Genomic DNA, 14,818 nt, shown 5'->3' with positions numbered 1-14,818 from the left:
TACCCCCACGGGCGGGACAGTGCCGTTCCCCCCTCCCTACCCCCCCCCCGCCTCTGGCGGGAGAGGGAACTCTGCCGCTCATGCACTCACCCCCCTCTCCCGCGAAGCTCTCGCACAAAGCTCTGCTTTGTGCTGACGCGACAGGCGGACCGGAGGTCCGCTGAGAGCGGGGGAGGGGGCATTCGAAGCCGAAACGTCCTCAATGACTCATCAACACCGGAACCGTCATGTGCCGCAGCATGAAACGGGTCATGCCGCCAAGCACCAGTTCGCGGAAGCGGGAGCGGCCATAGGCGCCCATCACCAGCAGGTCGCAGCTTTCGTCGGCGGCCATGTTCAGCAGGGTGTCGCCGGGCTCCACCACGTCGGTGGCGACATGGGTGGCCTCCACGCGGCAGCCGTGGCGGGACAGGTGGCGGGCGATGTCGGCGCAGGGCTCGTCGCCCAGGCCGTTCGGGCCGGGCTTCGGATTGGCGGCCATCACCACCACGCGCTTGGCGGCGGTCAGCAGGGGCAGGGCGTCGCCGACGGCGCGCGCCGCCTCGCGGCTGCCGTTCCAGCCGACCAGAACCCGTTCGCCGATGGTGGCGAAGCGGCCGGCATAGGGGACGACCAGAAGCGGACGGCCGCATTCGAACAGAAGGTCGGCCGGCTGGGCGACGGGCTGGTCGCGGTCGCGGTCCGGATCGGGCTGGCCCACCACGATCAAATCGGCGTAACGGCCGCGCACCGCGGCGGTGATGGTCGGGTCGCCTTCCTGCGTCAGCCATTCGGACCGGTCGGTCAGACCATGGTGGCGCATGGCGTCGTCGAAGGCCGCCGCCATCCGGTCCGTCTGGTCCTTGCGGTTCTGCCGTTGGCTTTCGCGCAACTCCTGCGGGATTTCGGCTTCGATATAGCCGGGGAACACCGTGTCGGTGAAGGCATAGAGCGCGGTCAGATGCGCATCGCACCGGTTCGCGAGCCGCGCCGCAAGGTCGAGACGTGCCGCGGACGCGGGCGTATCATCGACGACGACCAGGAAGTCCTTGAGAGCCATGGCGTAATTCCTGCCCAAATTGTGATCGTTGCCGTTATCGTCGGGGGTCTGTACGACCATGCGGTGCCGATCGGGGCGACATCCCCAGCCGCGTTGGCCCCACTTGTATTGGCAGTATAAATCCGACCGGCTCAGCCGCCGCCTTTCCATTCCAGGGCACAGCCATGCCCCCGCCGCGTTCCTGCACCGCACAAAAGCGATCGGGGGTCGGACTTCCGGTCAAGGTTGCAATCTCAGGCCGCAAGTGGCGTGACAAAGAACCGAGACAAATCCATCGCTCTTTCTCTGCGGAACAGAAAACCCGGATTGTGTGCGTTGCTTTGCTGCAACCGCGGCTTGAATGAATACTATGATATGCCCATGGACATGCCCATGTGTCTCCGTTGCATCGCCTGTAGAAATGTCCAAGCTCTGTTGCACCGGGGCAGCTTTGGTTTTGACGGGTGGGTGACACTTCGCGTAAGTGTTGGGTATCGATTTCCTGATGAGTACCCCACTCTATCCTCGCCATGAGTCCAGATCCCCGAATCTCCGCGCTGGCCGACGCTTTATCGGGTGCCGCTTCCGGTGCGCCGGGGCTTGACGCCCTGCGTCAGATTCTCGACGCCATGACGGTGAAGGTGGCGTTGATGGACCCGCAGCGGCGGCACATCTACGCCAACCGCGCCTATCTGGAGATGATGGGGACGACGCTCGAAAAGGCGGTCGGCGGCACCATCGGCGAACTTCTGGGGCCGGATCTTCAACGCAACACCCAGGCCGCCGCCGAACGCGCGCTGGCGGGCGAGACGGTGCAGACCGAAGGCTGGATCACCCAGGCCGACGGCCAGCAGCGCTACGTGATGCGGCTGCACGCGCCGCACCGGGCGGAAGACGGCGCCATCACCGGCTATTTCGTGATCCTGCAGGACATGACCGAGCGCCGGCAGGTGCAGGACGACCTGTTCCGCCTCGCCTACTACGACCCGGTGACCGGCTTGGCCAACCGCCTGATGCTGCTGAAGCACATGGCGGACTATCGCAACATGGGCGAGCCCTTCACGCTCGTCATCCTGGACATCGACCGCTTCGCCGAAATCCGCAGCAGCATGGGGCAGGGCTTCGCCAACGAGCTGCTGGACGGTCTGGCGCAGCGGATGGCGGCGCAGGCCGCGGCCTTCGACCTGATCGCGCGCGTCAGCGACCATGCCTTCGCCATGCTGGCCGGCGGCGTCTGCGATCGGCCGGCGCTGGAAAGCGCCGTCGAGGAGCTGGCAGCGGTGGTGCGCTCCGCCCGTTCCAGCTCCGGCGGCACCGTGTTCCTGTCCGCCAGCATCGGCGTCGCCGTCTCGATGCCGACGCACGAGCGCCCCGACGACGTGCTGCGCGATGCCGAGATCGCCACCGCCCGCGCCCGCGAGCAGGGCGGCGGCCGGCAGGCCTGGTTCGATCCGGCGATGCATTCCCATGTGGTCGAGCAGGTGCGGCTGGAACACGATCTGCGCGGCGCGCTGGACAGCGGCAGCGACCTGTGGGTCGCCTACCAGCCGATCGTGGAGATGGTGACCGGTGGTCTTGCGGGGTTCGAGGCGCTGATGCGCTGGACCCATCCCGAACGCGGGAACATCCCCCCCGGCATCTTCATCCCGATCGCCGAGAGCACCGGTCTGGTGGTATCGCTCGGCACCTGGGTATTGCGGCAGGCCTGCCAGCAGATCGCGGAGTGGCAGGACCGCCGCGAACCGGGCTCCGCCCCGCTGTTCATGAGCGTCAACCTGTCCAGCCACCAGCTGTCCGACCCCAACTTCGTCCAGGTCGTGCGCGAGGTTCTGCGCGAAACCGGGGTGGAGCCGTCCTGGATCAAGCTGGAGCTGACGGAAAGCGCGGTGATGGACAAGGCGGAACAGTCGATCCGCCTGCTGCGCGACCTACGGGCGCTGGGCATCAAGCTGTCGATCGACGATTTCGGCACCGGCTATTCGTCGCTGTCCTACCTGCACAAGCTGCCGATCGACAGCCTGAAGGTCGACCGGTCCTTCGTCTCGGCCATGCACCAGTCGGAGGAAAACCGCGCCATCGTCCGCATCATCATGGATCTGGCGCGCCTGCTGGGCTTCGACGTGATCGCCGAGGGCATCGAGACCAGCGCCGACGCCAACCTGCTGCGCGCGCTGGCCTGCGACTACGGCCAGGGCTACCACTTCGCCCGCCCCTTGCCGTCGGCGGAGGCGGGCAAGCTGGTCGGCGGAGAGCTGCCGTGGCAGATGCCGCGGTGAGGGCGGCGGCCTGACGCCGCCCCCTGAACCTTACTTTCCTCGGGCTTACTTCCCCCGGACGAACTTCGGCGTACCCGCCGCGCTGGGCAGCAGGCGGATGGCGTAGGGGCTGGTGCGCATCTGCGCCACCGCCTGGGCCGGGCCCGGCACGCTTTCGTGATAGCCGACGATCAGGTCGGCGCCCTTCTGCTGCACGCTGTCGATGGCGACGCCATAGCCGGCCGTGTCGCGCGGCCCCAGGAAGACCGCCACCGCCATCCGGCCGCCGGGCAGGGAGGACGGGGCCGGCTCGCCGACCCGCGCCCACAACGCGCTCCATTCGCCGGAATCGCGGGCGACGACATAGGCGCGTTCGGCGGCGCTGCTGTGGTCACCCTGCCAGCCGGTCCCGGCCTCCGCCTGGGCCGGCAGCAGATTGCCGTCGGCACGGTCGTTGCCGCCCTGGCAGGCGGCCAGAAGCAGCGCGGGCGTGAACAGCAGCGGGATCAGGCGGAGACGGAACGGCATCTTCATGGGACGGTCAGGCGCTCCGCGGCAGGATCGTCTCGACCAGCGACGCCCAATAGCTGGCGCCGGTGGTCAGGATCGCGTCGTTGAAGTCGTAATGCGGGTTGTGCAGGCGACAGGAGGACCCAAGATGACCGCCATGGCCAAGCCAGATGTAGGCGCCCGGCCGCTCCTTCAGCATATAGCCGAAGTCTTCCGCCGCCATGGTCGGGGCGGGGGCCCAGACCACATTCTCGTCGCCCACCACCTTGGCCGCCGCCGCCGCCGCGATGCGCGCCTCCGGCTCGCTGTTCACCGTGGCGGGATAGCCAGGACGGAAGCGCAGCTCGGCCTTGGCGCCCAGACCTTCGGCGATGCTGGAGACGAGGCGGGCGAACTGCTCCTGGATGCGGCGGTGGTTCTCTTCCGAGAAGGTGCGCATGGTGCCGAGCATCCGCGCGCTGTCGGGGATGACGTTCGCCGCGGTGCCGGCCTCCACCACCGTGATCGACACCACGGCACTGTCGGCCGGGTTGGTGCCGCGGCTGACCAGGCTCTGCGCCGCGGTGATGATGTGGGCCGACACCAGCACGGGATCGATGCCGCGGTGGGGCATGGCGGCGTGGGCGCCGTGGCCGGTCACATGGATTTCGAACTGGTTGGCCGCCGCCATCACCGGCCCGGGATGAACGGCGATCTGGCCGGCCGGCAGTTCCGGCCAATTGTGCAGGCCATAGATCTGCTCGCAGTCGAACTGCCGGAACAGCCCGTCGTCGATCATCCGCTTCGCACCGCCCAGCCCTTCCTCGGCCGGCTGGAAGATGAAGTGGACGGTGCCGTCGAAGTTGCGCGTCTCCGCCAGATAGCGGGCGGCGCCCAGCAGCATCGTCGTGTGACCGTCATGGCCGCAGGCGTGCATCTTGCCGGCATGGCGCGAGGCATGGTCGAAGTCGTTGGCCTCCGGCATCGGCAGCGCGTCCATGTCGGCGCGCAGGCCGATGGTCCGGCCGCTGCCGGTGCCGAGCCCCTTCAGGGTGCCGACCACCCCGGTCCCGCCCAGTCCGCGATGCACCGTGATGCCGAATTCCGCCAGCTTCGCGGCGACGATGTCGGAGGTGCGCTCCTCCTCGAACCCCAATTCCGGGTGGGCGTGGATGTCGCGCCGCCACGCGGTCATGTCGTCCTGGAAGGCGGCGATGCGGTTGTTGATCGGCATGTCTCTAACGTCTGGTTGGAACGGCTGGATGGCGTTCAGGGGAACTGGCGGGAGAAGGTGGCAAGCGACGGTGGATCGGCAACGAAGATGGGGCGTACGGCCGGAACCGGCCAGACCGGGGCGGCATCCTGGACGTAACGGCGCCAGTCTGGCCGATTTGTGTGGCGAACGCCAGCGACAGCAAAGAGCAATTCCGGGACTTAGAACGGCGCGGTTCCGCCGGCAAGGAACGGCGCGGCTCCGCCGCCGGGGAACAGCGCGGCGCAGCCGTCGGGCTTTACGATCCGCGTGGTCGACGGCGGATTGGCCGTCAGCTTCGAGGCCGGACGGATCGGCCGCCGCACCAGTTCGCCCCCGCAGTTCGGGCAACGTTCCCCCGGCAGCCGGGCGCGGCAGTCGGCGCAGAAGGTGCACTCGAAGGAGCAGATATAGGCGTCCGGCGCCTCGGGCGGCAGGTCGCGGTCGCAGCATTCGCAGTTGGGGCGCAGATCCAGCATGGCGTGGTCTCCGGTTCAGGGATGCGCCATGGAGGATAGCGGGAGTTTCGGCGGCCGGTGAGTGGCGTGAATGCCGACGGGCGTGAAGATCTTGCCAAAGCGGTGCGCTGTCGTCGGCAGAGGCCATCGGCAAAGGCCATCGATGCGGCGGTTCAGCCTGCGACGAGCGCGGCCAGGACTTCGGACGCCAGCAGGCTGGGGTTGACCGGCTTGGCGATGACGCGGGTGACGCCCAGCTTGGCGAAGGCGGCGGAGGTCAGCTGGGACGGCACCTTGTCGTCGATGGCCGACAGGATGACCACCGGCATCTCCGGACGCAGGGAACGGGCGGCCTTGATCACCTCGAATCCATCATGGTCCGGCATGATGATGTCGGTCAGGACGAGGTCGAACTTCTGCACATACAGGATACCGATGGCCTCCGTGGCGCCGGCGCACAGGGTCAGGTCATGACATTCGCGCGTCAGGATCGCGCGGATCAGGTTGCGCGTGACCGGATCGTCGTCAACCACAAGCAGCTTGGCCATGCCAGTTCCCGTCGCCTCACTATTGCGCGCAGATATAGCCTGAACTTCGGCCTAAGCCAGAGGTCCTAGTCAATAGCACGGGCGCCATTCCGCGTGTCAAAATGTCACGCGGCGCCCAGTTGCAGTCATTTGGATGCCACGCTGTGAGAAACAGACCGGTTCCGGTCCGCCGGCCTTGGAATGCGTTGTCCGTTTGGGGTAGTGTCCGCCCGCACCCCACGGACCAACAACGAGCAGACGCAAGACCGATGTTGCTTCCCAACGCCGTCCGCCGAATTGCCGGGGCCGCCTTTGCCGGTTCTGTCCTGTCCACCGTTTTCGCCGCCGGGCTTTTTGCCTCCGGCATGGCCGCCGCGCCGGCCGCCGCGGCCGATCCGCGCCATCTCGGCACCTTCAAGGACTGGAACGCTTTCGTGTTCGAGGAGAAGGGGCAGAAGGTCTGCTACATCTCCAGCCAGCCCAAGAAGACGGAGCCGAAGGCGAAGCGCGGCGACATCTATACGCTGGTCACCCACCGCCCGGCGGAAAAGGCCCTGGACGTCGTCAGCGTCATCGTCGGCTATCCGTTCAAGAAGGGCAGCGAAGCCGAGGTCATCATCGACGGCAAGGACTTCAAGCTGTTCACCGACGGCGAGACCGCCTGGGCCCGCGATGCCGACGGCGACCGCGCCGTGACCGCGGCGATGCGCGACGGCAAGCAGATGGTGGTGAAGGGCGTGTCCGGCCGCGGCACCAAGACGACCGACACCTACAGCCTGACCGGCGTCGGCCAGGCCTATGACGCCATCAACGAGGCCTGCGGCGTGAAGCGCTGATCGCCACAGCAGTTTACTTGGTCTTTTTCCCCTCGAGTCTTTTGACTCCGCGCGCTCATGGCCCTATGTAGTGGGGCCATGAGCGCCTCCAATCATGCCTCCGCCTTCGTTCCGCCGGCGACCGATGCCGACGGACGCAAGAACCTTGTCGGCCTGTCCCGCGAAGAGCTGGAAGCCGAGATGCTGTCGATCGGCCTGGAAAAGTTCCGGGCGCGCCAGCTCTGGCACTGGATCTATCACCGCGGCTCCACCGATTTCGCCGAGATGACCACGCTGGCCAAGCCGGTGCGGGAAAAGCTGGCCGACGTCTATATCGTGGCGCGGCCGACGGTGGTGAAGGACCTGAAGTCGGCGGACGGCACCCGCAAGTGGTTGCTGCGCATGCCGGACGGGCAGGAGGTGGAGAGCGTCCACATCCCCGAGGAGGATCGCGGCACGCTCTGCGTCTCCTCGCAGGTCGGCTGCACGCTGACCTGCCGCTTCTGCCACACCGGCACCCAGCGTCTGGTGCGCAACCTGGATTCGGCGGAAATCGTCGCGCAGGTGATGCTGGCGCGCGACATGCTGGGCGAATGGCCGGCGCCGCCCGACGGGCGCATGCTGTCGAACATCGTCATGATGGGCATGGGCGAACCGCTGTTCAATTACGACAACGTCGCCAAGGCGCTGAAGATCGTGATGGACGGCGACGGCATCTCGATCTCCAAGCGGCGCATCACGCTGTCGACCTCCGGCGTCGTGCCGATGATGGAGCGCTGCGGCGAGGAGCTGAACGTCAACCTCGCGGTCAGCCTGCATGCGGTGAACGACGAGCTGCGCGACATCATCATGCCCATCAACCGCAAATATCCGCTGCGGGATCTGATGGAGGCCTGCCGCAATTACCCCGGCCTGTCCAATGCCCGCCGAATCACCTTCGAATATGTGATGCTGAAGGGGATCAACGACACGCCGGCCGATGCGCGGGCGCTGGTGAAGCTGCTGGAAGGCATCCCGGCCAAGATCAACCTGATCCCCTTCAACGAATGGCCGGGTGCGCCGTACGAGCGGTCGACCGCGCGGGCGATCCAGGTCTTCGGCGACATCGTCAACAATGCCGGCTACGCCAGCCCCGTCCGCACCCCGCGCGGCGAGGACATCATGGCCGCCTGCGGCCAGTTGAAGAGCGCCAGCCTGCGCCTGACCGCCGCCGAACGCGCCGCCATCGCCAACGTCATCGCCGAGAAGGACGCGGCGCTGGCGTCGTAGAAACTCGGCAGGGCGGCAGGTCGGCAGGTCGTTTGGGGGAAGGCGGATATGGACGCAGCGCCGACGGGCAGGGCGACGGGAAGTGAACCGGGCGCCCCGATTCCCTGCCGCCTCTGCGGGGCCGACAGCACGCCGACGTTCGAATTGCGTTTGATGGGGCGTCATCCGGCCGGCTTCTTCCAATGCACCGGCTGCGGATCGATGCAGACCGAACAGCCCTATTGGCTGGCCGAAGCCTATGCCGACCCTCGCCCGCTGACGGATGTCGGCATCGTCGCCCGCAGCATGGATTTGTCGATGCGGGTGGACCTGATCCTGTCGATGCTCGGTGTCGGCGCGGATGCCGTTTGCCTCGACTGGGCCGGCGGAAACGGCCTGTTCGCAAGGATGATGCGTGACCGCGGCTGGAACGTCTTCCTGCACGAACCCTACACGCCGAATTTCTACGTGCCTTTCCATTCCGCCGAACTGGCCGGGCTGGAGCGGGCGGACGTCGTCACCGCCTTCGAGGTGCTGGAACATCTGCCGGAGCCGGCGCGCGATACGCAAGCATTGTTCGCCTTCGATCCGGACATCCTGATCGTCACGACCGAACTCTACGGCGGGCAGGACCGCAGCTGGTATTATTTCGGCGAGGACAACGGCCAGCATGTGTTCTTCTACAGCCGCAAGGCGCTGGAACTGATCGCCCGCCGCCATGGACGCGGCCTGATAACCGCCGGATCGATGCATTTCCTGCTGCGTGCCAAACCGCGGCACTGCGCCTACGGCATGGCTGAAATCCGCGCGCTGGCCAATCTGCTCGGAGATCCGGATCGCCTCCACGCCGGAATGATGGAGCGGATGTCGGACCACATGCGCCATCCCTTCCGCCATGCTCTGCGCGATCATCAGGACATCCTTGGCAGGCTTCAGGCGGGGGAGAAACCAGCCTGACCGGCGACGCGACCGGATTGCGTCGCCCCCGCCGCCTGTGACAGGGTGGCGGCACTTCCGCCAACCAGACCCGGCCCAAGCATCGGCATGCCCGCCCCCATCGAGGACATCATCGCCAAGGCGATCAAGGACGCCGACAAGTCCTTCTTCAACGAGGATTATGCCAAGCAGGCGAAGGCGGTGACCGCCGCGTTGAAGAAGGCGGGGTACGAGGTGGCGCCGGTGAAGCCACCGCCGGGGCTGGTCGAATGGGCCAAGGACAACATTCCGTTCGGCCGTCTTCGACCCGCTGAACTGATTACGCAGATGTACTCGATGATGGTCGAGAACGTGCGCCGCTTCGACAAGTAGCGGGGGGCCAGGCGCGGCGGTCCCAGACTGGCCTCATTCGCTGGTAATACCACAGAACCCGAAGGCCGTTTCTTTTCAGCCACTTCCCGCGCTGCGCCAAAATCGTCACACCAGCACTTTCGGCCACCCCCCGCCGTTGACTCGGCTGCTGCGGGAGCGTAATTCATTGCGCCAACCAATAGGACGGGACAGCCGTCCCAAAAGGGCACGCACCACCCAGCCGCCGCGGCAATCGTCATGTTGCGCCGCGTCCGGCCGCGAACAGAGGACGACGCAATGGCAAACGGCAGCGGTCGGCCGCTCTCCCCGCACCTTCAAGTCTACAAACTCCCGTTGACCGCAGTCATGTCCATCACGCACCGCATCACGGGCGTCGGGCTGGCTGTCGGCACGCTCCTGCTGGTCTGGTGGCTGGTCGCCGCCGCCGCCGGTCCGGAGGCGTTCGCACGCGCGCAGGGCTTCATCGGGTCGTTCTTCGGCCTGCTGCTGATGTTCGGCTGGTCGGCGGCGCTGTACTACCACCTGTGCAACGGCATCCGCCATCTGGTCTGGGACGCCGGCAAGTCGTTCGAGCTGACCGATGCCGACCGCAACAACAAGGTCGTCCTCGGCGCGACGGCGGTGCTGACCGTGCTGACCTGGATCGTCGGCTTGGCCGTGTGGTGAGGAGATAAGACATGGCGTCCAATAGCAAGACCCTCCGTTCGCCGCTTCAGGTCGCGCGCGGTCTGGGTTCCGCCAAGCATGGCACCGAACATTGGTGGTCGCAGCGTCTGACCGCGATCGCCCTGGTCCCGCTGACCGTCTGGTTCGTCTTCGGCGTCATCGGCCATCTCGGTGCCGATCACGCCGGGTTCATCACCTGGATGAAGTCGCCCTTCTCGGCCGTCATGATGGTCCTCACCGCCGTGGTCACCTTTCACCACGCCCAGTCCGGGCTGCAGGTGGTCATCGAGGACTACGTGCATGTGGAATGGCAGAAGATGGCGCTGATCATCGGCGTCAAGTTCCTGTCCTTCGCCCTGGCGGCGGCCTGCGTGCTGGCCGTCGTGAAGATCTTCATCGGAGCCTGACGACCATGGCGACCGCCTACAACATCATCGACCACACCTATGACGTCGTCGTCGTCGGCGCCGGCGGCGCCGGTCTGCGCGCCACCTTCGGCATGGCCGAAAAGGGCCTGAAGACCGCCTGCATCACCAAGGTGTTCCCGACCCGCTCCCACACCGTGGCGGCGCAGGGCGGCATCTCGGCCGCGCTCGGCAACATGGGCGAGGACGACTGGCGCTACCACATGTACGACACCGTGAAGGGGTCGGACTGGCTGGGCGACCAGGACGCCATCGAGTACATGTGCCGCGAGGCCATCCCGGCGATCATCGAGCTGGAGCACTACGGCGTGCCCTTCTCGCGCACGCCGGAAGGCAAGATCTACCAGCGCGCCTTCGGCGGCATGACCGCGCAGTACGGCAAGACCCAGGCCTACCGGACCTGCGCCGCCGCCGACCGCACCGGCCACGCCATCCTGCACACCCTCTACCAGCAGTCGCTGAAGCACGAGGCGGAGTTCTTCGTCGAATACTTCGCGCTCGACCTCATCATGGAGGACGGCGTCTGCAAGGGCGTGCTGGCCTGGAACCTGGACGACGGCACGCTGCACCGTTTCCGCGGCCAGATGGTCGTGCTGGCGACCGGCGGCTACGGCCGCGCCTACTTCTCGGCGACCTCGGCCCACACCTGCACCGGCGACGGCGGCGGCATGATCCTGCGCGCCGGCCTGCCCCTGCAGGACATGGAGTTCGTGCAGTTCCACCCGACCGGCATCTACGGCTCCGGCTGCCTCATCACCGAGGGCGTGCGCGGCGAGGGCGGATACCTGACCAACTCCAACGGCGAGCGCTTCATGGAGCGCTATGCCCCGTCGGCCAAGGATCTGGCGTCGCGCGACGTCGTGTCCCGCTCGATGACCATCGAGATCCGCGAAGGCCGCGGCGTGGGTGAGCACAAGGACCACATCCACCTGCACCTCGAGCACCTGCCGCCGGAGATCATCCACCAGCGCCTGCCCGGCATCGCCGAGACGGCCAAGATCTTCGCCGGCGTGGACGTGACCAAGGAGCCGATCCCGGTTCTGCCGACCGTCCACTACAACATGGGCGGCATCCCGACCAACGTTCACTGCGAGGTTCTGTCGCCGACCGCTTCGAACCCGGATCAGGTGGTGCCGGGCCTGATGGCGATCGGCGAGGCGGCCTGCGTGTCGGTCCACGGCGCGAACCGCCTGGGCTCCAACTCGCTGCTCGATCTGGTGGTGTTCGGCCGCGCGGCCGCCATCCGCGCCGCCGAGGTCGTCAAGCCGGGCAAGGCCCCGTCGGTCAAGGCCGACAGCTGCGACAAGGCGCTGGAGCGGTTCGACCGCATCCGCAACGCCAAGGGCTCGATCAAGTCGGCCGACCTGCGGCTGGAGATGCAGCGGACGATGCAGAACAACTGCGCCGTCTTCCGCACCGGCGAGGTCCTGGACGAGGGCGTGAAGAAGATCGACGCCGTCTATGCCAAGAAGGGCGAGATGGCGATCTCCGATCGTACGCTGGTCTGGAACTCCGATCTGGTCGAGGCGCTGGAACTGGACAATTTGCTGGGCCAGGCGGTCGCCACCCTGCATTCCGCCCAGAACCGTCCGGAAAGCCGCGGCGCCCATGCCCGTGAGGACTATCCGAACCGCGACGACGAAGGCTGGATGAAGCACACCGTCATCTGGGTCGCGGACAACGGCGAGACGAAGATCGATTACCGCCCGGTCCACATGTACACCCTGACCGACGAGGTCGAGGTCTTCCCGCCCAAGGCCCGCGTGTACTAAGGCCCGCCGGATAAAGGAAATCAGCTATGGTTGAATTCAACCTGCCAGCCAACTCCAAGGTCGGCGTCGGCAAGACCGTCAACGTCGCGAACGGCGCCAAGCGGGCCAAGACCTTCAAGATCTACCGCTGGAACCCGGAGGACGGCCAGAACCCGCGCGTCGACTCTTACGTGGTCGACCTCGACAAGTTCGGGCCGATGATGCTCGACGCGATCATCTACATCAAGAACCAGGTCGACAGCACCCTGACCTTCCGCCGGTCCTGCCGCGAGGGCATCTGCGGGTCGTGCGCGATGAACATCGACGGCACGAACACGCTGGCCTGCCTGAAGGCGATCGACGAGGTTCCGGGCGACGTCAAGATCTACCCGCTGCCGCACATGCCGGTGGTGAAGGATCTGGTCCCCGACCTGAAGCACATCTATGCCCAGCTCGCCTCGATCAAGCCGTGGCTGCAGACCCAGTCGCCGGCCCCGAGCCGCGAGCGTCTGCAGTCGCCGGAGGACCGCGCCAAGCTGGACGGCCTCTACGAGTGCATCCTGTGCTTCTGCTGCTCGACCTCCTGCCCCAGCTACTGGTGGAACGGCGACCGCTACCTCGGCCCGTCGATCCTGCTCCAGGCCTATCGCTGGATCGCCGACAGCCGCGACGAGATGACGGGCGAGCGCCTCGACAACCTCGAGGATCCGTTCCGTCTCTATCGCTGCCACACCATCATGAACTGCACCAAGGCGTGCCCGAAGGGTCTCAACCCCGCCAAGGCCATCGCCGAGATCAAGAAGCTGATGGTCGTGCGCCGCTGACCGCGAAGAGCGTTTGCGACAAGGAAAAAGGCGCCCCTTCGGGGGCGCCTTTTTCGTTTGTGCGGGGTCAGACGAAGTCGGGATCGGTGGGCCGCGACGGCGGCAGGTCGTTGCCGGGGGCCGGGGTGTCGGTGGTGCCGGGACCGCCGGGATCGGGCAGGTCGGGGTTGTCGGTCCCCGGCAGGTCGACGACCGGGACATCCTCGTGCGGGCCGGGAAACGGGTTGGGTGGGGCGGCGCTGAGGCCGGGTTCGGTGATCGGCATGAGGTGGCTCCTATCCGTCGATTGTTCGCGGTCGTGCGCTCCCCTGTATCAACGGCCGAGTCCGCAATCCGCTCCATCGCACGGGACGATTGCATGCGGACCGGTTGACCGGCGGCGGGGAGGGGGTATGCTCTTCGGGAGATCACCAACGACGACGAGCCACGAATGGGCGGTGCCGGCCGGCGGCGCCCAGCGTATGGACACATTTTCTTTCTAGGGAAGGACCAATCATGGGCGGCATGGCAGGCCAGGCGTGGAGCTGGATCCAGGGCGAATGGATGGAGGGCAATCCGCCAATCGTCGGACCGCTCTCCCACACGCTGTGGCTCTCTTCGACGGTCTTCGACGGCGCTCGCGCCTTCCAGGGCGTGGCCCCCGACCTCGACCTGCATTGCGCCCGCGCCATCCGCTCCGCCCAGGTGATGGGGCTGGAGCCGATGGTCACCGCCGGCGAGATCGAGGAGCTGTGCTGGGACGGCATCCGCCGCTTCCCGAAAGAGGCGGAACTGTACATCCGCCCGATGTTCTACGCCGATGACGGCTTCGTCGCCCCGGCGCCGGAGAGCACGCGCTTCGTCCTGTCGATTTACGAGGACCCGCTGCCGCAGCCGACCGGCTTCGCCGCCTGCATCTCCACCCGCCGCCGTCCGATCCCGACCATGGCCCCGACCGAGGCCAAGGCCGCCTGCCTGTATCCCAACGCCGGCATGGCGCTGACCGAGGCGCGCAAGCGCGGCTTCCAGAACGCCATCATGCTGGATGTCATCGGCAATGTGGCGGAGTTCGCCACTTCGAATATCTTCATCGCCAAGGACGGCGTCGTGCGCACCCCGGTGCCGAACGGCTGCTTCCTGAACGGCATCACCCGCCAGCGCGTCATCGCCCTGCTGCGCAACGACGGCGTGACGGTGGAGGAATGCACCCTGACGCCGAAGGATCTGCTGGAGGCCGACGAGGTCTTCTCCACCGGCAACCACGCCAAATGCGTGCCGGTGACCAAGGTGGAAGACCGCAGCTTCGCAGCCGGTCCGATCTTCCAGCGGGCGCGTGCGCTTTATTGGGAATACGCGTTCCGCTGATCGAGCAGAGCCACCGCCGCCCGGCGGTGATGGGCCAGCGTGGCGGCCAAGCGGGCCAGCCACGCATCGGTCCGGCAGGCGGTTGCCGTCAGTGCGCCGCGACGCCGGGCGGATGCAAGGCGCGCTTCGGTCGCGAGATCGGTGTGCAGGCGGAGCGTTGCGGCGCGTTTGACGGTGTTGGCCCGGGCCGCGCCGCCAAGCAGGGCGGTGCGAAGCTCGGGCTTCGGTGTCGGGCCGTCATGGGTGCGGTGAAGGCTGTCCAGGCGGGTGACGCGGTCCATGGGATGGACGGTAGCGCCTGCCGGGGTGGGGTGTAAAGGTAAATTTTCCTAGGATGGCGGTTGGCTTAGTGAGGTATTTGCCCCCTCCCTAACCCTCCCCCGCTCTCAGCGGACCTACGGTCCGCCTGCCGCGTCAGCACAAAGCGAAGCTTTGTGC

At 66.7% G+C, this 14,818-nt stretch carries 17 protein-coding genes; 10 read left to right on the top strand and 7 right to left on the bottom strand.

Features of this window, described 5'->3' with window-relative positions:
• Window positions 1–199: 199 nt before the first annotated feature.
• Window positions 200–1,039 (bottom strand): universal stress protein, encoded by an 840-nt coding sequence (locus TSO5_RS13595; RefSeq protein WP_109152096.1) that lies wholly within the window; start codon window positions 1,037–1,039, stop codon window positions 200–202.
• Between the two features lie 509 nt (window positions 1,040–1,548).
• Between TSO5_RS13595 and TSO5_RS13590 the strand changes: the two genes are divergently transcribed.
• Window positions 1,549–3,294: a GGDEF domain-containing phosphodiesterase gene (locus tag TSO5_RS13590; protein ID WP_109152095.1), complete on the top strand. Its 1,746-nt coding sequence runs from the start codon at window positions 1,549–1,551 to the stop codon at window positions 3,292–3,294.
• A gap of 45 nt (window positions 3,295–3,339) precedes the next feature.
• Here the strand turns inward: TSO5_RS13590 and TSO5_RS13585 are convergent, their stop codons facing one another.
• The 4 genes from TSO5_RS13585 to TSO5_RS13570 all read right to left on the bottom strand — a co-directional run bounded on the left by TSO5_RS13585 (window position 3,340) and on the right by TSO5_RS13570 (window position 6,020).
• The gene (locus TSO5_RS13585) at window positions 3,340–3,807 is read right to left on the bottom strand and encodes a protease complex subunit PrcB family protein (RefSeq protein ID WP_109152094.1); all 468 of its coding nucleotides are present in this window, start codon (window positions 3,805–3,807) and stop codon (window positions 3,340–3,342) included.
• Between the two features lie 7 nt (window positions 3,808–3,814).
• Entirely contained in the window at window positions 3,815–4,996 is a 1,182-nt protein-coding gene (locus tag TSO5_RS13580; protein WP_109152093.1) for a M20 aminoacylase family protein, read from the bottom strand.
• Window positions 4,997–5,196: 200 nt separating this feature from the next.
• The gene (locus TSO5_RS13575; RefSeq protein WP_109152092.1) at window positions 5,197–5,493 is read right to left on the bottom strand and encodes a DUF1272 domain-containing protein; all 297 of its coding nucleotides are present in this window, start codon (window positions 5,491–5,493) and stop codon (window positions 5,197–5,199) included.
• Between the two features lie 152 nt (window positions 5,494–5,645).
• Entirely contained in the window at window positions 5,646–6,020 is a 375-nt protein-coding gene (locus TSO5_RS13570) for a response regulator (RefSeq protein WP_109152091.1), read from the bottom strand.
• Between the two features lie 248 nt (window positions 6,021–6,268).
• On the opposite strand from TSO5_RS13570, the gene TSO5_RS13565 reads away from it, so the two are divergent.
• From TSO5_RS13565 to TSO5_RS13530, 8 genes are all read left to right on the top strand, one after another.
• On the top strand, window positions 6,269–6,835 hold the full coding sequence (locus tag TSO5_RS13565; protein WP_109152090.1) for an invasion associated locus B family protein: 567 nt from the start codon (window positions 6,269–6,271) through the stop codon (window positions 6,833–6,835).
• Window positions 6,836–6,913: 78 nt separating this feature from the next.
• Window positions 6,914–8,083: a 23S rRNA (adenine(2503)-C(2))-methyltransferase RlmN gene (gene rlmN / locus TSO5_RS13560; protein ID WP_109152089.1), complete on the top strand. Its 1,170-nt coding sequence runs from the start codon at window positions 6,914–6,916 to the stop codon at window positions 8,081–8,083.
• Between the two features lie 153 nt (window positions 8,084–8,236).
• Entirely contained in the window at window positions 8,237–9,019 is a 783-nt protein-coding gene (locus tag TSO5_RS13555) for a methyltransferase domain-containing protein (RefSeq protein WP_158282414.1), read from the top strand.
• 87 nt (window positions 9,020–9,106) lie between these two features.
• On the top strand, window positions 9,107–9,370 hold the full coding sequence (locus TSO5_RS13550) for a hypothetical protein (RefSeq protein WP_014248979.1): 264 nt from the start codon (window positions 9,107–9,109) through the stop codon (window positions 9,368–9,370).
• A 276-nt stretch (window positions 9,371–9,646) separates the two neighbouring features.
• The gene (gene sdhC, locus TSO5_RS13545) at window positions 9,647–10,036 is read left to right on the top strand and encodes a succinate dehydrogenase, cytochrome b556 subunit (RefSeq protein ID WP_098738833.1); all 390 of its coding nucleotides are present in this window, start codon (window positions 9,647–9,649) and stop codon (window positions 10,034–10,036) included.
• 11 nt (window positions 10,037–10,047) lie between these two features.
• Window positions 10,048–10,443, top strand: a complete 396-nt coding sequence (sdhD, locus tag TSO5_RS13540) for a succinate dehydrogenase, hydrophobic membrane anchor protein (RefSeq protein WP_109076099.1) — start codon at window positions 10,048–10,050, stop codon at window positions 10,441–10,443.
• 5 nt (window positions 10,444–10,448) lie between these two features.
• A complete protein-coding gene (gene sdhA, locus TSO5_RS13535) occupies window positions 10,449–12,233 on the top strand; it encodes a succinate dehydrogenase flavoprotein subunit (RefSeq protein WP_109152087.1) in 1,785 nt (594 codons plus the stop codon).
• A 26-nt stretch (window positions 12,234–12,259) separates the two neighbouring features.
• The gene (locus TSO5_RS13530; RefSeq protein WP_109152086.1) at window positions 12,260–13,036 is read left to right on the top strand and encodes a succinate dehydrogenase iron-sulfur subunit; all 777 of its coding nucleotides are present in this window, start codon (window positions 12,260–12,262) and stop codon (window positions 13,034–13,036) included.
• Between the two features lie 67 nt (window positions 13,037–13,103).
• On the opposite strand, the gene TSO5_RS13525 is transcribed toward TSO5_RS13530, so the two are convergent.
• Window positions 13,104–13,301, bottom strand: coding sequence for a hypothetical protein (locus tag TSO5_RS13525; RefSeq protein ID WP_109152085.1), 198 nt, complete (start codon window positions 13,299–13,301; stop codon window positions 13,104–13,106).
• A gap of 230 nt (window positions 13,302–13,531) precedes the next feature.
• Here TSO5_RS13525 and TSO5_RS13520 point away from each other — a divergent pair, with 230 nt between their 5' ends.
• On the top strand, window positions 13,532–14,380 hold the full coding sequence (locus TSO5_RS13520; protein WP_109152084.1) for a branched-chain amino acid aminotransferase: 849 nt from the start codon (window positions 13,532–13,534) through the stop codon (window positions 14,378–14,380).
• Here TSO5_RS13520 and TSO5_RS13515 read toward each other — a convergent pair.
• Window positions 14,356–14,661 carry a hypothetical protein gene (locus TSO5_RS13515; protein ID WP_109152083.1) on the bottom strand — a complete coding sequence of 102 codons (306 nt, stop codon included), beginning with the start codon at window positions 14,659–14,661 and terminating at the stop codon, window positions 14,356–14,358. The two genes, TSO5_RS13520 and TSO5_RS13515, sit on opposite strands and share 25 nt — an antisense overlap.
• Between the last annotated feature and the right edge of the window lie 157 nt (window positions 14,662–14,818).

This window comes from Azospirillum sp. TSO5, assembly GCF_003116065.1.
Taxonomy (GTDB): Bacteria; Pseudomonadota; Alphaproteobacteria; order Azospirillales; family Azospirillaceae; genus Azospirillum.
Note: the sequence above shows the minus strand (reverse complement) of the source record. Positions and strands in the feature narration are given on the sequence as shown.